General features: G+C 24.7%; 28 protein-coding genes and 1 pseudogene. All 29 read right to left on the bottom strand.

Translation table 11 applies throughout. The features are described from left to right. Positions 1–116 precede the first annotated feature (116 nt). The 29 genes and pseudogenes from ACTG46_RS21715 to ACTG46_RS21575 all read right to left on the bottom strand — a co-directional run bounded on the left by ACTG46_RS21715 (position 117) and on the right by ACTG46_RS21575 (position 18,032). Complete coding sequence (locus tag ACTG46_RS21715) at positions 117–455, bottom strand: hypothetical protein (protein WP_479924389.1); 339 nt, start codon at positions 453–455, stop codon at positions 117–119. A 156-nt stretch (positions 456–611) separates the two neighbouring features. Next, complete coding sequence (locus ACTG46_RS21710; protein ID WP_243193648.1) at positions 612–1,505, bottom strand: hypothetical protein; 894 nt, start codon at positions 1,503–1,505, stop codon at positions 612–614. Between the two features lie 132 nt (positions 1,506–1,637). Continuing rightward, positions 1,638–2,597 (bottom strand): tyrosine-type recombinase/integrase, encoded by a 960-nt coding sequence (locus tag ACTG46_RS21705; protein WP_243193647.1) that lies wholly within the window; start codon positions 2,595–2,597, stop codon positions 1,638–1,640. Between the two features lie 202 nt (positions 2,598–2,799). Further along, positions 2,800–3,378: an integrase gene (locus ACTG46_RS21700; protein ID WP_479924388.1), complete on the bottom strand. Its 579-nt coding sequence runs from the start codon at positions 3,376–3,378 to the stop codon at positions 2,800–2,802. A gap of 181 nt (positions 3,379–3,559) precedes the next feature. After that, positions 3,560–3,937 carry a hypothetical protein gene (locus ACTG46_RS21695; protein WP_479924387.1) on the bottom strand — a complete coding sequence of 126 codons (378 nt, stop codon included), beginning with the start codon at positions 3,935–3,937 and terminating at the stop codon, positions 3,560–3,562. 18 nt (positions 3,938–3,955) lie between these two features. Then, entirely contained in the window at positions 3,956–4,660 is a 705-nt protein-coding gene (locus tag ACTG46_RS21690) for a Fic family protein (RefSeq protein WP_243193728.1), read from the bottom strand. Between the two features lie 312 nt (positions 4,661–4,972). Further along, a complete protein-coding gene (locus ACTG46_RS21685; RefSeq protein ID WP_219674326.1) occupies positions 4,973–5,311 on the bottom strand; it encodes a hypothetical protein in 339 nt (112 codons plus the stop codon). 10 nt (positions 5,312–5,321) lie between these two features. Beyond that, positions 5,322–6,116 carry an ORF6C domain-containing protein gene (locus ACTG46_RS21680; RefSeq protein WP_479924386.1) on the bottom strand — a complete coding sequence of 265 codons (795 nt, stop codon included), beginning with the start codon at positions 6,114–6,116 and terminating at the stop codon, positions 5,322–5,324. A gap of 170 nt (positions 6,117–6,286) precedes the next feature. Then, positions 6,287–6,517: a hypothetical protein gene (locus tag ACTG46_RS21675; RefSeq protein WP_479924385.1), complete on the bottom strand. Its 231-nt coding sequence runs from the start codon at positions 6,515–6,517 to the stop codon at positions 6,287–6,289. Then, on the bottom strand, positions 6,510–7,031 hold the full coding sequence (locus ACTG46_RS21670) for a hypothetical protein (RefSeq protein WP_479924384.1): 522 nt from the start codon (positions 7,029–7,031) through the stop codon (positions 6,510–6,512). The genes ACTG46_RS21675 and ACTG46_RS21670 overlap by 8 nt, the downstream gene beginning before the upstream one ends. A gap of 233 nt (positions 7,032–7,264) precedes the next feature. After that, positions 7,265–7,807 (bottom strand): hypothetical protein, encoded by a 543-nt coding sequence (locus ACTG46_RS21665; protein WP_479924383.1) that lies wholly within the window; start codon positions 7,805–7,807, stop codon positions 7,265–7,267. A 132-nt stretch (positions 7,808–7,939) separates the two neighbouring features. Further along, the gene (locus ACTG46_RS21660) at positions 7,940–8,203 is read right to left on the bottom strand and encodes a hypothetical protein (RefSeq protein WP_284182608.1); all 264 of its coding nucleotides are present in this window, start codon (positions 8,201–8,203) and stop codon (positions 7,940–7,942) included. A gap of 33 nt (positions 8,204–8,236) precedes the next feature. Next, positions 8,237–8,674 carry a hypothetical protein gene (locus ACTG46_RS21655; protein ID WP_479924382.1) on the bottom strand — a complete coding sequence of 146 codons (438 nt, stop codon included), beginning with the start codon at positions 8,672–8,674 and terminating at the stop codon, positions 8,237–8,239. Between the two features lie 32 nt (positions 8,675–8,706). Further along, positions 8,707–9,009 carry a hypothetical protein gene (locus tag ACTG46_RS21650; RefSeq protein WP_219674319.1) on the bottom strand — a complete coding sequence of 101 codons (303 nt, stop codon included), beginning with the start codon at positions 9,007–9,009 and terminating at the stop codon, positions 8,707–8,709. A 32-nt stretch (positions 9,010–9,041) separates the two neighbouring features. After that, positions 9,042–10,076, bottom strand: coding sequence for a hypothetical protein (locus tag ACTG46_RS21645; protein ID WP_479924381.1), 1,035 nt, complete (start codon positions 10,074–10,076; stop codon positions 9,042–9,044). A gap of 57 nt (positions 10,077–10,133) precedes the next feature. After that, positions 10,134–11,114, bottom strand: a complete 981-nt coding sequence (locus tag ACTG46_RS21640) for a pentapeptide repeat-containing protein (protein ID WP_479924380.1) — start codon at positions 11,112–11,114, stop codon at positions 10,134–10,136. Positions 11,115–11,154: 40 nt separating this feature from the next. Continuing rightward, the gene (locus tag ACTG46_RS21635; protein ID WP_479924379.1) at positions 11,155–11,493 is read right to left on the bottom strand and encodes a hypothetical protein; all 339 of its coding nucleotides are present in this window, start codon (positions 11,491–11,493) and stop codon (positions 11,155–11,157) included. Positions 11,494–11,505: 12 nt separating this feature from the next. Beyond that, positions 11,506–12,264 (bottom strand): BRO-N domain-containing protein, encoded by a 759-nt coding sequence (locus ACTG46_RS21630; protein WP_479924378.1) that lies wholly within the window; start codon positions 12,262–12,264, stop codon positions 11,506–11,508. A gap of 31 nt (positions 12,265–12,295) precedes the next feature. Then, positions 12,296–12,532: a hypothetical protein gene (locus ACTG46_RS21625; RefSeq protein ID WP_479924377.1), complete on the bottom strand. Its 237-nt coding sequence runs from the start codon at positions 12,530–12,532 to the stop codon at positions 12,296–12,298. Between the two features lie 18 nt (positions 12,533–12,550). Then, complete coding sequence (locus tag ACTG46_RS21620) at positions 12,551–12,895, bottom strand: hypothetical protein (protein WP_479924376.1); 345 nt, start codon at positions 12,893–12,895, stop codon at positions 12,551–12,553. 12 nt (positions 12,896–12,907) lie between these two features. Next, positions 12,908–13,048, bottom strand: coding sequence for a hypothetical protein (locus ACTG46_RS21615; RefSeq protein WP_284182604.1), 141 nt, complete (start codon positions 13,046–13,048; stop codon positions 12,908–12,910). Continuing rightward, complete coding sequence (locus ACTG46_RS21610) at positions 13,011–14,888, bottom strand: hypothetical protein (RefSeq protein WP_479924375.1); 1,878 nt, start codon at positions 14,886–14,888, stop codon at positions 13,011–13,013. Before ACTG46_RS21610 ends, ACTG46_RS21615 begins: the two co-directional genes overlap by 38 nt. Before the next feature lie 64 nt (positions 14,889–14,952). Further along, on the bottom strand, positions 14,953–15,291 hold the full coding sequence (locus tag ACTG46_RS21605) for a hypothetical protein (RefSeq protein WP_479924374.1): 339 nt from the start codon (positions 15,289–15,291) through the stop codon (positions 14,953–14,955). 136 nt (positions 15,292–15,427) lie between these two features. Then, entirely contained in the window at positions 15,428–15,622 is a 195-nt protein-coding gene (locus ACTG46_RS21600; protein WP_479924373.1) for a helix-turn-helix transcriptional regulator, read from the bottom strand. Between the two features lie 97 nt (positions 15,623–15,719). Then, positions 15,720–16,031 carry a hypothetical protein gene (locus ACTG46_RS21595; RefSeq protein WP_479924372.1) on the bottom strand — a complete coding sequence of 104 codons (312 nt, stop codon included), beginning with the start codon at positions 16,029–16,031 and terminating at the stop codon, positions 15,720–15,722. Positions 16,032–16,299: 268 nt separating this feature from the next. Beyond that, positions 16,300–16,488 carry a hypothetical protein gene (locus tag ACTG46_RS21590; protein WP_479924371.1) on the bottom strand — a complete coding sequence of 63 codons (189 nt, stop codon included), beginning with the start codon at positions 16,486–16,488 and terminating at the stop codon, positions 16,300–16,302. Between the two features lie 94 nt (positions 16,489–16,582). Further along, complete coding sequence (locus tag ACTG46_RS21585) at positions 16,583–16,876, bottom strand: hypothetical protein (RefSeq protein ID WP_479924370.1); 294 nt, start codon at positions 16,874–16,876, stop codon at positions 16,583–16,585. Positions 16,877–17,146: 270 nt separating this feature from the next. Next, positions 17,147–17,350, bottom strand: coding sequence for a helix-turn-helix domain-containing protein (locus ACTG46_RS21580; RefSeq protein WP_227451938.1), 204 nt, complete (start codon positions 17,348–17,350; stop codon positions 17,147–17,149). Between the two features lie 93 nt (positions 17,351–17,443). Continuing rightward, a pseudogene (locus ACTG46_RS21575) lies at positions 17,444–18,032 on the bottom strand (coiled-coil domain-containing protein). Positions 18,033–18,051 lie beyond the last annotated feature (19 nt).

The following is an 18,051-nucleotide window of genomic DNA, read 5'->3' as shown; positions in this document are numbered from 1 at the left end:
TTTTATTTATTTGTTGAATTTATTAAAAATATAAATTTACAATATATTCTACTAGCTATTCTAAGATTTAATAGTGACTTAGAATAGCTTAATTTCTTTATGATAAACAACTTTAATCAATGTACTCTTCTTATTAAAAAATCCATAGTTCTTCTAAATCCATTTTCAGCTTTTAATTTATAAACATACTCTACGTCATTTTCTATATTATCAAACTTATTTAATTTATTCATGTATTTATTTATTACATCTATTGGTACTATTTCAAAAAAGAGTTCATCTTCTATTATATGTTGTAATCTATGTAAATCATTTTCCATTAAACAATATGTAAATTTATTAATTATGATTAGCAAATTAATATCTTGTTTAATAAGCTTTATCATCTCAATTCGTTGTATATTTTTCTCTAAAGTGTTTCCATGAAATTTATTTGTCGTTTTTATTATACTCATTTGCTTCTCCCCCCTAATTTGATATAATTATATTATAGCATATCGAACAGTCGTTCTGTGTATTTTTTAAGATTTTATTTTTTAAATTTTCATTTTTGATTTTGTACACTTGTTGTTTTTTTATAAACGTACATTTTTTGTACGTTTATAAAAGTTCTATTCCCTGTTAGTCTTTAAATTATGGTATCTTTGATGATATGCTTTATATATATTATTTGCATCTCCCTTTAAACATTTTAATTCCAAGTATCTTTTTATTTCTGGTATAGTCCAATTCATACATTCATAAGCTTCTTGTTCATACATGTCATAAATTATTCCTGATTTTTGTAATGTCTTACCAGTTAAATGGATATCTAAATCTTCAAAAGCTATTGATAAAGTTTTCAACCTATTTTGTATGCCATTTTTAGAAATAGCTTTCATTCCGTTATCTGTCATTTTAGTTGGTCTAGTTTTTATAACATATTCACAATCCATGTTGAATTTATATTCTGTTTCTTTATTACTTCCTCTTATCTCACTTTTAGTATAATAATCTTCTTCAACAACATCTTCTAATATTTCTTTCATATAATCATCGCAGAGGAATCTTCTATTTGGCAAATTTATATATGAATAATCTTTTGCTATATCTGTTACTTTTAAGAATCTTAATTCTACATAGTCTTTTCCCATAATTCCATTAAAAAGTGCATATACTATAAACTTGTCTTGAGCATTTAAAAAAGCACTACATATATTTTTTATTTGATTTCTTGTAAAATACTTATTGACATTAAATTTTATCAAATCAGAATATTTATTAGTATCTATATCTATATCATACTTATTTTCTTTTAATATATCTCTGAGAATTCTTAAATTTGTATATACTGTTGTAGCAGATTCACCTATCAAACGAGTTTTTATAAAAACATCTATATTTTCCTCAGTTAAATTACTTATTTTATCTATTTCACTTTTTTTCATGAATTCTTCTAAATATCCATTAATTCTATTGTATCTCATTGTCTCTTCTTTTATTGTACTTTCTAATTTATTAATCACTTCTAATTCACTCCCCTTTATTATATATATAATAAATTATAGTACAATATAATCTGTAAGTATATATTATTATATTTTATTCATCTTAATTGTACTTTAATTTTTAAGTATTTAATAAAAAATATATTCAAGTTAAATTAACATCTCCTTTTTAATCTCATCATAAATTGGATTATCATTTACTATTTTTATTATATCCTGCTCTTCTCCTAAATGCATATAATGTTTGTACATAGTTTGAATATTTTTATTACCTGTTATTTTTCCTATTGTTTCTAATTTTTCTCCTTTACCACACATAGTTGAAACAAAACTATGTTTAAAACTATGAGGTGTAACGTGTGCTAAACCTGCTAATTTTAACATATTTTCTACTAATCTTTCAATTGACCTTGTTGTAATCCTCATTTTATTTCTAGATAAAAATAATGCATCTTTGCTATTTTTTGTATCATTCTTTCCTTCCATTTGATTTCTGTAGAATAGAAATTCTCTATATAATTTTAACACATATTCATTTAAAGCTACATTCCTTTTTAGTTTTCTCTTTCCTATGCAAATAAATTCACCAGTAGCAAAATTGATATCTTTTATATCCATTTTTTCTACTTCGTGTACTCTCATACCTGTGCTTATTAAGATATTTATTATTAAATTATCTCTACTAGCATTATAATCTTTTTGATTGATATACCTATCTCTCGAAGTTTTTAATAATTTAATAATTTCATTTTCATTTAATATTTTCTTCTGAAATTGTTCTTCATCTTTAGCTAATGAAACATAAGCAACTGGATTGTGATTAACTTTATTTATAGCTATAAGTGAATTATAATAAGATTTAAATGATGCTCTTTTCCTATTTATAGTAGTAGCTTTTATTCCTTTATTTCTTAATGGTATAAACCATTTTTTTACTATGTCTTTATAATTTATGTTATTTAACTCTTCTATTGTGCAGTCTTCTGTTCCAAACAAATATTTTATACCTTCCCGAATATCAGATTTATATGCTGCTATTGTTTTATCATCTCTACCATTATACTGCTTTAATATTGCCAGATATTCTTCCATCGCTTCTATTGCAGTCATATGTATATCACTTCCTTAATCAATATTATATTTATATGATATATCTATTTTATTTAGTTGTCAATATTTTCTAATTAAATATTTTTTATTTTATTTAGTTTATCTCTTATATTTTTTGATTGAACTCTCTTTGCACAAAATTCAATCAAAAAATATGCTCTTCATTAAGATTAAAAAACTAAAGCTTATAATACTTATTTTTTTATTTATCATACTTTTTTATGTATTCTAATAATGCCATGCTCATCAAATCAGACTTATTAAATTCTCTATATTTTTCACAAAACGTATCAAATAAATTCCAAGCGTCTTTATTTAATCTAACAGTAGTCCTTATAGCGTCTTTAGATGGTAAATCGATTTTAATTCCATCTTGTACGACTTCTATTATATTTACATTTGTATCGTCTTTTTTATCAAACCAATTTAGAACATCTTGTATTTTATCATAGTCCTTTGCTAAAGAAATTATATTATTTTTAAATTTATTGTCAATTACTATGTCATTACTGTTGTCATCTTCTATTGTCATATTAAATATATTATCATTATTACTCTGTGATTTATTATTTACTACCTTTGTCATACCATTGTCACCAATAAATATATACTCATTATTTATACGCTTATAACCTCTTTTAGTGAGATATTTTCTTATACTACTTTCAGACACGCCAAGCTCTATAGCAACTTTAGTCAAGCTCTTACTATTATTTAACTTATTATTAATATATTCAACTATATATGTTATATCATTATTTTTTAAATCATTCCAAGACATCTAATCACCTCTAAGTCAAGTATACTATATGGGATTACGATTGTCATACTATGTTCATCTCTTAATTCTATCTTTTATCTACATATATCTCTAAACTATATCATTTTTTTACAATATTAAGATATTTGAATTTTTAGTTTGCTTGTTAAAAAATATATTAAAATAACCATTTTAATAGATATTAACTAATTTGATGATATTCTCTCCAATCAAAATTATCCCCTTCTTTTTTAAGCCACCAATAGTCTTCATGTGAACAACCATGACATTTTTTACATATCTCCCAAGGATCATAAAAATCTAATCCAAGCCCTTCTAGTATACTATTTAATCCATGTCTTTCTTCTGGCATAACTCTATCACCTATAAAATCTCTTATATTCTTATCATTAGGGTGATAATCAAGCCTTAAATCTGTGTAGTCATATAATAGTGGTGGCAAATAATTTATATTATCTACTGTATCATACAATTTAAAACTAAATATATCTTTATCTTCATTATAAATAAAGTCACCTATAGGGATATCTTTAAACATTAGCGTATATTTGTCTAACATAATGTAATCTCTCCTTAATTAAAAATTCCATAAAGTTTTATTTTTTTCCTTATAATCATCTAAACTTTCAAAGTATTGTTCTAAAGGTTTATAATATCCATTAGAACAACTTTTTAAAGCCTGTCTATAATCATCTACAGTATCACTCGATACTATTATTAACTTTAAATTATTTTCAAGTATTTGTTTAAGTAATATAAATCTTCCTATTCTTCCATTCCCATCTTGAAATGGATGAATAGATTCAAATCTAAAATGAAATTCTGCTAAATCTTTTAATGTGATATCTTTCAAATTATTATACCATTCAAGAAGTTCTAACATCTTTGCTTCTACTTCAAATGGTTGTGCTAATATAGTATCAGTTCCTAGTATTCTATTTGGTATTTTCTTATATATACCAGATAATCCCATATTATGCATACTTGAATTATACATTAATTGACCATTCAAATCTTTTATATACTTTTCTGTCAATGTTTCTCCTAATGTATCTATTATAGTTTCAAATACATAACTTGAATTTACTGTTGTTATGACATCATCCAAAGTATGGTCACCCTTTACTATATTATGTTCTATTAAATCATCCAAACTATCACTAGTGAATGTACTTCCTTCAATTTTGTTTGAGTGGAATAAAAAATTATGTCTCAAATCTTTATATAGTGAATTTGGTATACTTTTAGTATATTTTAGATTTTTTATAAATTTATCTTCAATCAAATATATTCATCTCCATCCATTTTTTTAATTCTGTTATAATATTAATCTTAACAAAAAGTATTAACTTTTACACTATCTTTTAAACCATATTTATTAATAATGATGTTTAATTGAGAAAAGAGTAATTATATTACCCTTTTCTCAATTATTTAACTATAGTGTAAATCCTTTAAACCTACCATCTTTTATAATAAATGATAACCCCATTGTATGCCACCTATAAGCATCGTACAGGCTTATATTATTGATATCTTTTATATAGCATATCATGAAATCCTCCTAATATAATTATATTTCTGACATAATCAATCATTGTATCCTTCTCACTAAATAATCCATAGTTCTTCTAAATCCATTCTCTGCCTCTGATATATAAACTTCTTCTAAAGCATTTTCTATATTATTAAACTGGTTTAATTTATTTACATATTTATTTATTATGTAAACTGGAATTATTTCAAAAAATAACTCATTCTCTATTATGAATAATAAAATATTTATATTACATTTTTTTACATAATATATAAACTTCTTAATCTTTATCACTAAACCACCATCTTGTTTTGTTAACTTTATTGTATCAATCCTTTGAATATTTCTATCTAATATATTACCTTGAAATTTATTTGTTGTTTTTATTATACTCATCTCAATCACCTCAACTATTTTTAACTGTATATATACATATCTCATTGTTTAAATTATAATCAAGTTCCCAATTTTCCACGAATTTAATAGCTCTTTCATAATTCTTTTTAGCCGTATTCTTATAACTATTAACTCCAAACTTTCTTCTATACTCTTTCCATAATGAAAAATATACTCTTTTTCTTAATTTAGCATCCTCATATGCTGAAAAATTTAAACTTCTATATAATTGTACAATTCTCTTATTTACCAAACTTCTAATAGCTTCTTGCTGATTATAATCTATGGTTGTAAAATCATATAGTACATTAACTTTTTCTTCCAGCTCTTGTTGTCCAGATTCAAGTTCGGTTTGTCTTTGTTCTAGTTTTATTATAACCTTTAATTCTGGAGACAACTTTTCAAAAGGGTCGTTTATCTTTTCTCTCATACTAAAATATTCATCCATTATTTTATCATGTATCTCCCAAGCTAAATCAGTATCCATTATCTTGATTAATTTTGAATAACCTCTTTCAGATAATAAAAATATATTATCAGCTTGAGTTATGGATTGCTTGGCATAACCTAATTCTATCAACGTATCCGTTTCAAGGATACGTTTAATATCTATATAATCTATATCTTCTCTAAATCTTTTTATATTATCTTTTATCCTCTCTCTTATCTTAAAATTAGGCTGATTATGTATTTCTGATATAGTCTTATCTGTCATACATTTTTTATCTTCACCAAAACCACCTTCTATAACTGGTATTTCTAAATTCATAAACTTTTGTTTTCCTTTAACTTTTAATTCATTCACTTTTTCCATCTCCCTTTTTAAATTATTAAATGTAGTTATTATAAGTTTTAAAATAGTAACTACATTTTTATGTTAAATTACAATTTAATTAAAAATTGACATAATAACTTTGTATTTATTAAATGAACCTCTTTTACACTCAGTAGACATTGTTATGTCTAGTAACGTTCTTATTTATTGCCATTATTTACCATATTCTTCAAAATATCTAAATTATCATATATATATTTAATACCATTTAAGAATTGAGTTTGTTGTTTGATATATCTTCTTATATCTCTACTTTTTGGATATTTGACCAATAAGTCCTTAAATTTTTCAATCATTTCATTTCTTGCATCAATATCATTTTCTATGTATTCCAATTGATTTAATATAGATAACTTATCACTATTATTCATTTGTGCCACCTCCAGTTGACAAAGAATAATATTCTATATAAGTATTAATACAATTAGTTAAATCAATTTTACTATCTAATGTTAAATACCAGTCACCCATACAAGAAGGATAGAAGTAATATTTATTATCATCTTTTATATAAATTATTGAACTTCCATCACTTAAAAATATCTTGATGTTTCCATTGTTATTTAACTTATTAACCATATATGTTTCAGTTGAATGACTTATATTGCTAGACAATTCTTTATAAGTATTAACTGCTTTATCTAACTCTTTTTTATTTTTAAAACTATAGTTCCAGTCACCTAAACAAACTGGATAGAAATTATAAACTTGTTCTTTAGTATCATACAGAACTACACTTTCATCTTCTAACACTTCAATAACTCTATCTGTAGTTTCTACATAAAAATTATCTAATTCGGTAGCCTTAACTTCTATTACTCCAACAACTCCTATAATAATTAAACCTAATAACATCCCTTTAATCATATTTTTTATATTTTTCATCTTAGTACCCTCCTAATTTATAATTATGAACTTGTACAAGTCTGTATAAGCTCTTTGAATAACTTCTTAATGTATTTATACCTTTGCATTTTTATAATTTTTAAAATCGTTTTATCAAATCACTATCATTATCAATTAATCTATAGTAATATACCTATAATAATAGTGATTTGATAATTTGAATATCCTATTAAAAATATAATTTTAAACACTTTATTACTTCATATTTTATATTAAAGATATGACACTCTTTTATATAAAACATAATCGTCATCTATATAAAAATCATGGTCATTAATCTCATCATCAACATATGTCATGATAAATGCTTCAAACAAATAACTTTCACTTTCTTGCATTGTCATATTATTAAATTCTTTTAAAACATTTTCTTTTAATTCTTCAATCATTAAATTAAATTTAGTTTCTAATGTTTTATAATTTTCCTCGTCATAATCTGTGTATTGTAATTTATTTTGTATAGCTATAGTTTCATAAAGAATTGTATCATCATTATTGTAAAATAATTTATGGTCTCTATTTGCTCTTATAACTCCTTCAAGAAATCTATCTTTATTACGAATATTTATATAATTATCGTTGTAAATATCAATTGAATAATTTGATAATGAGTCTTCAAAATAAACTAATGTTTGACTTATTATGTACATTTGATTTTCTTCATAATCTTTTCTTATATATTCCCTTAACTTACTATTTGTTTTATAAACTCTTTTTAATTCTTCTCTATTTAAATCTGCTATTTTTTTATTCATTTTCACACACTCCTAATATAATCATTTTCTATTCTTTATCAAGCTATTATCATTATCGATTGATTTATAGTATTACACCCATAATGATAATAGCTTGATAAACTGTTTATCTTATTAAAATCATTCTTTTAATTACATTCTCATAAAGATAAAATCAAGTATCAAAATTAAACTATCTATATATTTTTCTATTTCTTTATATTTTAAGTCAAATATATCTGTATTATCAATTTTGTAACATAATTTATCTATTTGGTATTCTGTAACTTCATCTATCTTATTCTGATATTTATATTCTGATAATGTTTTTCTTAAATCTTTTATATATCCTTTTAATTCTCTTAAGCTACTTGTTTCAAGTGATACTTTAATACCTTTAGCCTGATTTATTAACATTTTAACCCCTCCAATTATATTAAATTTAATATTTTATTTTAAATTTTCTTTTATATACTTCAATGCTCCTCTTAAACTTTTTCTATATACTAAATTTTTATCTTCATACTCATATTCAGCATCATCAAATTTTCTTTCTTTAAACCAAACACATAAAGAATATTCTCTTTTATTTTCCCAAAATACATCTTCAATGTTAACCTCAATATCATTATTTATTCCAATAACTGTTACATGGCCACAAAAGGAATGTTCTGTTTTATAATTGTTTTCAAATAAAGTATCCATTAATTCATCCTCCATTGTAAAAATGTCTTCTCTCTTTACTGTAATCTCGGTATATGGTTTTGAAAGTAACTTGATTACAACTGTTTCCTCTCTAAAATTATCTTTTAACACTTCACATTTTTGTACTTTTTTACTCTTTTTATCTTTAAATTTTACTATCATCCCACAATTTACTGTATTCATTTTGTAAACCTCCAATTTATATTAAAGTGTTATTATTTCATATTTCTTTCTATCTGAAACGCTATCAACCCATATGCCTCAGCTTGTCCTTTTGCTATTTCGTCCTCGTTTCTATATGCATCTCTCTCGCATTCAAACTCTAATTGTTTAAAATATTTAACTATCTCATTTTTTGTTTTAGGTGTTCTTTCTAGCTCAAACGCTGCCAACTCCCATGCTTCAACTTCTCCCTTCGCTACTTCATTATTATTTATATTTGCATCTTTCTTGTAACTAGATGCGATTATTCTAAAGTATTCAATTGTTTCCTCTTTTGTTCTATATGTTCTTTCCATTTTTCTTCCTCCATTTATATTAATAATTAATTTTATTTATTTATTGTTTTTTCAAACGCTGATTGATCTATTTTAATTAACCCTCTTTCTTTACAATAAGGACAATTATGTTCTTCTAACTTATATACTCCACTTTCACCACAAATTCCACACAACATATAACCTTTTTCTATTTCTAAATCCCAACATTCTCTACACGATATTATACAACCATTTTTACCAACGTTTGATTTATTTAATAAAATTGGAGCAAAATCACATGGACATTTATAATTCATTATTAATTGCATTTTATTTTTGAAGTAAGGATAATTTTCAACTACATATTCCCAATTTCTAGTTTTTAATCCTTCTGATTTTGTATCTATTTTAATATTCTCATTTATATAAAATAAACTTATGTCTTCCAACAGTGCTTTTGTCCATCTAGTTTCTCTATATAGTAATCCATATTCATATTTTTTTAATACGTTATATAGTTTTTTACTATAGTAAGACATAAGTTTTGTTTCATTATTAAACTCTGCATTAAGAAAATTTTTAACTATTCTATCAACTATACTTTTTATAACTATTTGCTTTTTTTCTAAATATGTGAATTTGCCCTCATTATCCATGAATTGATTTATAAATACCATATCATCTTTTTCTACTATTGCATGACCTTTAAAATATTCTAATATTTTTACTTCTACATGGTCATAGTCATAGTCAATATTTATTATTTTGCACTTTATTAATTCTCCTCTAGCTATATTTCTACATTTAATTATCATTCCATTTTTATATACTCTGTTCTTTTCAATCTCTTCCTCTTCTTTTTTACATATGTCTTTTATATGTTCCATTATTTTATAAAACATTTCTTTGCTGATTCTTTTTCTAATTAATTTCCCTTCACAATCTTTTCTTAAAGAAACACTTTCTTCTAATCTATAATACCTCTTTGTTCTACAGTTATATTCATAATGATAACCACCTGTGTACATACTTATGTGTCCCTCACTAAATCCATTAGTTAATACATAATTCTTTCCTTTTTCATCTTTACAAATATAGTCACTCATATTTTTATTCCTCCTAATCAATTTAAAAGTTGAATTTTATTTATATTCTTATATTCATTACTTTATTTTTACTTCTATTCCAGTTATCTCTTTAAAAATATCAGCATCAAAATTAGGTATGTCCATAATAATTTTCTTTTCTTCTTCTGTTAAACTATCCCACATATCTTTATACATCTCTTTGAATGTAGAAAATACTTTCAAATAACCATGATTGATTAAATATTCTGGATTATTTTCTTTTTCTTCTTCTGTCATGTCATCAATATGAATCCATTTTTTTAAATAACTATTTCTTTTTAAAATATCTCGTGCCTCGCTATTCATCCAATCCTTATATGTTAAATCAGTTTCTTTATTAAACATCCTAATTTTTGGAGCATCTGTACAAAATATACCTGTATTATAATCTCCTATGTTCCATTCTCCTGTATTACATTTTCCTATATTATAATTTCCTGTATTATAATCTCCTATGTTACAATATCCTGTATTGTCATCCCCTATATTATCATGTCCTGAGTTACGATTCCCTCTATTGTCATTTCCTGTATTCCAATTTCCTGTATTTCTATCACCTGTATCGAAACTTCCTATATTATAATCTCCTGTATTCCAATTTCCTGTATTGTTGTATCCCGTATTACAATCTCCTTTATTGCCATGTCCTGTATTCCTATCGCCCGTATTGCTATGTCCTGTATTACAATCTCCTTTATTATAACTCCCTATGTTACTATCTTCTGTATTACAATCTCTTGTATCTACATTATTTTTATTATCAATTAAGCTATCATAATCTAATTTTAAATCGAATAATAAATTATATACTTTTGTATCCGTTATAGTAAATACTTCCCAACTTACAATGTCACATATTCCCTTATCTTTTAAATCAAGTTCAACTGTATTATTTTCAATATAATCCTCCACTAATTCAACTAGTATATTTTTTCTAGTATATTTTTTTACATTTCTTAAAAGTACTTGAAAAACTGGATGGTCTTCATTATCGTAAAATACTACTATTCTATTCATGTTATTACCCCCTATTATCTTAAAATTGGATTTTATACTATCAATAACTTTGATTGATTGACCAATCTATAGTTCTTCTAAAACCATTTTGTGCTTTTAGTTTATAAACTTCTTCAAAATTGTTTTCTATATTTTTAAACATATTAATATATTTTATATACTTATAAATTATATTAATGGGAACAATCTCATAAAATAATTCATTTTCTATTATGTATTTTACGCTATATAAATTATATTCTTTTACATTTTCAAAGAACATTTTAGTTAGAGATGACAAACTATTATCTTCTTTTATATGTTCTATCATTTTTATTCTTTGTGCATTTCTCTGTAATATATTTCCATAAAATTTATTTGAAGATTTTATTATACTCATGTTTAACACCTCCTAATTATTCCAACTATATATGTCTTCCATACTTTTTATTTTATCTATCATAGTATGTACCTCATTAAATTTAGCGATAGGTATATCCTCCCATTTTGTTACATCATATCTTGAAAATAATCTTGTCACTACAGTTCTATAAATATAGCTGTATGCATTAATATTATAACCTTCCATTTCTGATAATTTTAGTTTTAATAATTTTGATAACATCATAGTATTTTTAGTTTTAAATCCTACCATACTTTTTATCTCTTCATATTGATTATTTTGTTTCTCATACTTCTTATCTAATTTATCCTCCATTTGATTGAACTTATCTTCTATTTTCTTGTCATTTTCTATTGATAATTGTTCAAATCCTGCCAACATGCCACTTAACATCACTGGCATTAATACCTCTTTTATATTTTCACTATTAATATTGAATGAACCAGTTTTTCTTATACTTGGTAATACTTCATCCGTTACCCAATCTTGAAACTTCTCTGCCTTTTTCTTTTTAGACGCAAATATCAATCTATACACTCCATTTTCAGTAAGAAAGTTTTCTCCTCTATTATTTAATTTTCGGAAATCGTGGTCTCCGATTTCTGAATTAGTCAGCTTAATTACTTGTTTTTTGTTCATTTTGCTTATGTTATCATTTACATTTTTTATGTCTAAACACTCCGCCACATGTCTTGGATTAAATAAAATCTTTCCTTCAAACTCAAATATTTCTACTTCCTTACCTTCAAATATCATTAAATCATTCATATTAACCCTCCTATAAATTAACTATTTTATATCAAAATATTTTAATACCTTCAACATCATTTTGATTGTTATAATATATAGTTTCATCCCCTAGTAACAAGCTTTTTCCATTTTTAAATAGTATATACTTGTCGTTACCTTCTAAATATACATTATGTGTCTTTTGCTCTGTAACATTATTTACATTTATAATACTATCTATATTTGATACTATTATTGTCATTGTAGTTAATACAACTATCCCTAATATTTTTAATGATTTTTTCATGTTATTGCCCTCCCTATTTTATTTACAGTCAATCGTTTCTTCTATTTCTTTTAAGTTAACAGAAGATATAAAAGCTAAGATTTTCTTTCTATTTAATCTATCAGTTTCAATTATATAATCTTCAAGTTGATGTAAAGTTTCAACACTATTCTCTAACAAAGATGATATTTCTGAAAAACATACATCGTTGGATTTTGCTACATCTGTATAATAATCAAACTCTTCTTTTAACTCTTCAAACTTATCCTTGTACCCCTCCGTATCTTGATGTATTTCTATCCAGTTGTATAAATCATCATCAATTTTATCCCTTAAATCTTCTAATTTTGTGATATAAATTCCTAGACTTGAAATGTATCTCATGATTATCCCCCTTTATAATTTATTAGCTTGTTTCAATAATTCTAATTGATTACTATTTCCATATTTTAATAAAATACTTTCTGTATTGCTCCAATAACTATTATCTAAATCTTTTTTAAACAACGATTTTATCTTGATTATTAATTTCTTCATTATCTATTCCTCCTTTAATTTTCTTTGAGTATTTTAATATTTCTTTACCTTTATCCATATCTAAAACACCTGTATATCGTGAATAACTATATCCATGAGGATTACTAAGTATATATTTAGTTTCATCCTCATTACAGATAAGTATATATATTTCATTCATTTCAAATTCTTCCACATGAGTATCTATATAGTCACTATCATATTCTTTAGTATCATCTATTTTATGTTTGTATCCTGTGCCACCATAACGCTCTAAGAATTTAATATCTGTTAAAAGATTACTACTGAATAGTTCAAAATTATTGTTAGATAATTTAATAATTCTTTTAACTATCCCTTTTTCTATTTCTTGGAAATCTTTTAAATCATTTAAATCGCAAGCTTTACGAGTAATATTATAATACTCAGAACCTGTTGCGACTATTTCATAATCTTCCAATGTTTCCATGTTGTACATGTTATTTCTTTCTTCTATTCCCTCATTTAAAACTTGATTTTTATACTCTTCTGCATATTTCAAAATATCCACTATTTCTTTTTCAGAAATTTCTTCTCTTCTATCCTCTTGTAATTCCTCTATATATCCAGTTTCTTTCAAGTATGTTCTAGCTTTTTCGGTATCCTTTATATACCAACATTTTTTAAGCCCATGCCATTTAAATCCATTGAGGCTTAGATTACTTCTTACTTTCTCAGAAGGTTTATTACTAAAATATAATTCAATGCCCTTTTTTTCTTCATTAAAATTGACTTTTATGTCATTACATCTATCTATATTATTTTCTACTTTAGTATTATTTTTCTTAGTAGTTTTATATTTAGATGTTTTCTGAACCCATTTTTCGATTTTTTCTATATGTTCAACTTGTTCTATTTTATATACATTTAGATTACCTCTTTGTAATGTTGCATCAAAAGATTTTTTACTTAGATTTATTCTAGCGTCTACTGCTTTGCTTTCTCTAAATGTTCTATGACTTATTTTTACTGCTCTATATATTCCCTTAGTTTCATTTATTTCTTTTATTACACATAGTTTCCCATTGCATGATACAATGTCGCCTATTTTCAATTCATTTTGTCTGTCTATTTTCACTTTTTCAGCTTTATATGTTACTTTCTCTTCAATAACCATTTCTAGTTCTTCATCATCACCATTTCCAATTTTAGTAGCTACAATTGATTCTAATTTATTTAAAAATGTTTTAAATTGTTTTACTGCTTTCTTCTCATAATCCTTTAATTCTCTTTCAATTGTCTCATATTCTTCTAATTCATTATTATATCTATGTATATATCTATATTCATTTTTAAATGTTTCTGTTTGTATATCAAACATATATTCATCTGGTACACTTGCAAAAGGTGTTAAGCTTCTGCCTTTAGCGATTATTTTCCCTTCTTTCTCAATATGCCATATAGAACCTTTTGGATTCCCATGTTGAAAACTTGGATAAACACATATTATTTCTTTTATTGTATTTTCTTTTATACTAGCTTCTATTTTATCTAGCATTAATTTTGCCGTTTCTGCTTCTTCTTCTGTACAACCATTTTCGATTGTCATGTTTTTTAATTTGTCGATTTTATCATATTTGTTTGAACTATTAGTGTCATATTCTATTTTATACTTCTCATAACTACTATAATAAGTATCAGTATTATCTACAACAAGAACATAACCATTTTTTGATGCTATCCCATCCCAATTCGCAGGACTATAATAATCAGTCATAGCGTCACTTTCATTAGCCTTATATCCAAAAACATCCCAACCTAAATCCATCAATTCATGTGCTATGTTTACCTTTGCATCTTTTTTTTCATAGTAATTACTCATAATTTTATTCCCCCTTCAAATTTTTATATTGGAAGTGGCATTTTTAAAGAATGCCCTAAAACTTTTAATCTAAGAAATATATTTTATATGGAATAGACCAACCATTGTTAATTATGTATTTTATCCATTCTGTAATAATTTCAAGTACTTTGTTTCTATCTTCTAAAGATGAAAAATTTAATCCTAAATAATCAAAATCAATTATAGTTTTTGTATTACCTGAATCTATCATTATTATTTTTTTGCTATTTATTTTAAATAAATATCTCTTAAATTTACATCTTACAAAAGCCCTATCACAATTTAAATTCAAATTGATTTTTCTATTTATCCCCTTATTAATTCCCCTAAACTCTTCTCTCTCTTCTATTCCTAAACATTCCATTAGTAAATTTTCTAACATATTATACCATCCCTTTATTTGTTTTACGACCGTTCGGTCATATATTTATTTAAAGCTTTCCCTTTTCTTAATTTAATTATAATTTATTAAGTCCATGTTGTCAAGTCTAAATGGTCATATATTCTTTTAAAAATTTTTATTTTTTCTCTAGTAAAACATTCGCTTCAATATCTAAAAAAGTTATTAATCTTTCAAACTCTGAAATAGAGAATTCTCGTTCGCCTTTTTCCTTCCTCACATAAGAACGTAATGAAATATCAATTCCTCTTGCAACGTCTTCTTGAGAATACTTTTTTTCTTCTCTTATTTCTCTTAACAGATATAATTTCATTTTATCCTCCTCCAATATCATTATTATAGAATAATAATATCACATTAAAGAGTTATAGAAAAGACACTCAATAATTCAAGTGTCTTTTTATGTATTGCTATTTAATTGATTTAAGTTTTTTTAACTCTTTTAAGTCATTTAGATTACATGTCGTTGTGACTTGTACATCTCCTAAATCTTCTCTTATTTCTGTTATATTTTCAGCCGTTGCAATAGCTTGATTATATAAAATATCTTGTTTCTTCTCAATACTATCAAGTCTATTTTCAATACTGTCAAATCGCTTGTCCATACCATCAAGCCTATTTTCCATATTATCAAATTGTTTGTCAATACTGTCAAATCGTTTGTCAATACTATCAAATCTACCTTGTATTTCTTGTAATAGCTCTAATATTTTTTCATCCATACCGTTCACACTCCTATTTTATTATTATAACATGAATGTAAGTACTATATTCAAGTACTTAATAAAACAATCCGTAAATTATTTTACTAAATACTTGATGTACTTTTGATAATGCAGTACTTCACAACTGCTATGTCGTATTAAGTTTTCAAGGTACCATTATATTCTCGTTACGAATATTTAATTAAAAATTTTTGTTTGTTTTGATATTTTAATTATAAGCCCTTCGTTACGAATAGTCAAGCATTTTTTTGAGTAGATTTTACATCTACTCAGTTATTTTTTCTATTATTATTTTATTTCCATCAAAAGTCAATATAACTTCTCTATCTAATTTGGTAATATCCATGTGTTTTATCCATGTTGTAGGAATTGTAACTCTATTTGTATAAGAGTTTTCACTAGAGTTTCCACCACTTTTATTAAATATTACTTTTGCTTTTCTCTGTTCATACATTCATCATACCTCCAATGATATTATTGTTTAATAATATCACATTAAAGAGTTATAGAAAAGACACTCAATAGCTCAAGTGTCTTTTTATGTATCGCTATTTAATTGATTTAAGTCTTGCTATTTCATTCCAATTTTTAGATGTAGCAATCTCCACAAAATTCATATTATCATCAATTCTATCCAAATGCTTATCTACTTCGTTTATATCTGTCTTAGCAATAAGTATATCTTTGTGTATGTAGTCAAGTTTCTTGTCTACTTCATCAAAGCGATAACTTATATCCGTTTTTACTTCTTTTACTTCATTTTCAATACCATCTAATCTGTTATTAATTCCTTTAATTTCTCCTTGCATTTCCTGTAATAATTCTAATATCTTTTCATCCATCACGACCACGCTCCTATTTTATTATTATATCATGAATGTCGGTACTATATTCAAGTACTTAATAAAACAATCCATAAATTATTTTATTAAATACTTGATGTGTTTTTGATAATGCAGTACTTCACAACTGCTATGTCATATTAAGTTTTCAATGTGCATTTCATGGTCGATTTTACGACTTTCATTTTTAAACTTTTTCCTTTCTATGTTTTAATTATATAATATCGGTCGCTACTTGTCAACGATTTTACGACCGATATTATAAAAATATTATTCTTTTTCTTTTATGTCTAGTAATTCCAAAGGATTGATATTTAAAAAATTAATAATATTTTCTAATTCCTCAACTTTAAATTTTCTTTTACCAGATTCTTTGTCTTTGTATGTTGTTGTTGCTAAACCTATATAAGTAGCAAATTGTTGCATACTATAACCATGTTCTTCTCTTAATTCTTTTAATCTTTCTAAATTCATTTTATACCCTCCAATATTATTATAGAATAATAATATCATATTAAAGAGTTGTAGAAAAGACATCCAATAGCTCAAGTGTCTTTTTATGTATCACTATTTAATTGATTTAAGTTTAGCTATGTCTGTCCAATTACTTGATGTAACTATCTCGACCTTATTTAAGTCCTTTTTAATATCTGTTGTGTCTTCTACTAATTTAGATGTATGTTTAACAACTACGTCTAATGTATTTCTATTAATTTTTACATCTGATTTAATTTCTGTAATATCATCCTGCATTGTATCAAGTCTGTTTTCAATACTACTAAATCTAGTGTCTATATCTTTTTTCATTTCTGTAATACTACCTTGCATTTCTTGTAACAATTCTAATATTTTTTCATCCATTAATACCACACTCCTATTTAATTGCTTTAAGTGTTGCAATGTCATTCAGATTATAATTAGTAATAGTTTCTATTTTATTAATGTCTAATTGCATAAGTTTTATACTTCTTTTTGTATCTTCTGTTTTTAAATCTAATTTTATTATATCGCCTTTTATTTCTTTTAAATCATCTTTAATTTCAACTTGTCCAGTTTTTAAGTCCTTAATATCGCCTTCAATACCATCTAGCCTAGTATTAATTCCTTTTATTTCTCCTTGCATTTCTTGTAACAATTCTAATATTTTTTCATCCATACCGTTCACCATCCTATTA

Source organism: Clostridioides sp. LIBA-7678 (assembly GCF_056716065.1).
This window is presented reverse-complemented; position numbering and strand designations above follow the sequence as displayed.

Excerpts from the sequence above, each read along its gene's own strand:
- ACTG46_RS21715 (WP_479924389.1), bottom strand. The coding sequence starts at position 455 with ATGAGTATAATAAAAACGACAAATAAATTTCATGGAAACACTTTAGAG.
- ACTG46_RS21705 (WP_243193647.1), bottom strand. The coding sequence starts at position 2,597 with ATGACTGCAATAGAAGCGATGGAAGAATATCTGGCAATATTAAAGCAG.
- ACTG46_RS21700 (WP_479924388.1), bottom strand. The coding sequence starts at position 3,378 with ATGTCTTGGAATGATTTAAAAAATAATGATATAACATATATAGTTGAA.
- ACTG46_RS21695 (WP_479924387.1), bottom strand. The coding sequence starts at position 3,937 with ATGTTAGACAAATATACGCTAATGTTTAAAGATATCCCTATAGGTGAC.
- ACTG46_RS21685 (WP_219674326.1), bottom strand. The coding sequence starts at position 5,311 with ATGAGTATAATAAAAACAACAAATAAATTTCAAGGTAATATATTAGAT.
- ACTG46_RS21675 (WP_479924385.1), bottom strand. The coding sequence starts at position 6,517 with ATGAATAATAGTGATAAGTTATCTATATTAAATCAATTGGAATACATA.
- ACTG46_RS21670 (WP_479924384.1), bottom strand. The coding sequence starts at position 7,031 with ATGAAAAATATAAAAAATATGATTAAAGGGATGTTATTAGGTTTAATT.
- ACTG46_RS21665 (WP_479924383.1), bottom strand. The coding sequence starts at position 7,807 with ATGAATAAAAAAATAGCAGATTTAAATAGAGAAGAATTAAAAAGAGTT.
- ACTG46_RS21660 (WP_284182608.1), bottom strand. The coding sequence starts at position 8,203 with ATGTTAATAAATCAGGCTAAAGGTATTAAAGTATCACTTGAAACAAGT.
- ACTG46_RS21655 (WP_479924382.1), bottom strand. The coding sequence starts at position 8,674 with ATGAATACAGTAAATTGTGGGATGATAGTAAAATTTAAAGATAAAAAG.
- ACTG46_RS21650 (WP_219674319.1), bottom strand. The coding sequence starts at position 9,009 with ATGGAAAGAACATATAGAACAAAAGAGGAAACAATTGAATACTTTAGA.
- ACTG46_RS21645 (WP_479924381.1), bottom strand. The coding sequence starts at position 10,076 with ATGAGTGACTATATTTGTAAAGATGAAAAAGGAAAGAATTATGTATTA.
- ACTG46_RS21640 (WP_479924380.1), bottom strand. The coding sequence starts at position 11,114 with ATGAATAGAATAGTAGTATTTTACGATAATGAAGACCATCCAGTTTTT.
- ACTG46_RS21635 (WP_479924379.1), bottom strand. The coding sequence starts at position 11,493 with ATGAGTATAATAAAATCTTCAAATAAATTTTATGGAAATATATTACAG.
- ACTG46_RS21630 (WP_479924378.1), bottom strand. The coding sequence starts at position 12,264 with ATGAATGATTTAATGATATTTGAAGGTAAGGAAGTAGAAATATTTGAG.
- ACTG46_RS21625 (WP_479924377.1), bottom strand. The coding sequence starts at position 12,532 with ATGAAAAAATCATTAAAAATATTAGGGATAGTTGTATTAACTACAATG.
- ACTG46_RS21620 (WP_479924376.1), bottom strand. The coding sequence starts at position 12,895 with ATGAGATACATTTCAAGTCTAGGAATTTATATCACAAAATTAGAAGAT.
- ACTG46_RS21615 (WP_284182604.1), bottom strand. The coding sequence starts at position 13,048 with ATGAAGAAATTAATAATCAAGATAAAATCGTTGTTTAAAAAAGATTTA.
- ACTG46_RS21610 (WP_479924375.1), bottom strand. The coding sequence starts at position 14,888 with ATGAGTAATTACTATGAAAAAAAAGATGCAAAGGTAAACATAGCACAT.
- ACTG46_RS21605 (WP_479924374.1), bottom strand. The coding sequence starts at position 15,291 with ATGTTAGAAAATTTACTAATGGAATGTTTAGGAATAGAAGAGAGAGAA.
- ACTG46_RS21600 (WP_479924373.1), bottom strand. The coding sequence starts at position 15,622 with ATGAAATTATATCTGTTAAGAGAAATAAGAGAAGAAAAAAAGTATTCT.
- ACTG46_RS21595 (WP_479924372.1), bottom strand. The coding sequence starts at position 16,031 with ATGGATGAAAAAATATTAGAGCTATTACAAGAAATACAAGGTAGATTT.
- ACTG46_RS21590 (WP_479924371.1), bottom strand. The coding sequence starts at position 16,488 with ATGTATGAACAGAGAAAAGCAAAAGTAATATTTAATAAAAGTGGTGGA.
- ACTG46_RS21585 (WP_479924370.1), bottom strand. The coding sequence starts at position 16,876 with ATGGATGAAAAGATATTAGAATTATTACAGGAAATGCAAGGAGAAATT.
- ACTG46_RS21580 (WP_227451938.1), bottom strand. The coding sequence starts at position 17,350 with ATGAATTTAGAAAGATTAAAAGAATTAAGAGAAGAACATGGTTATAGT.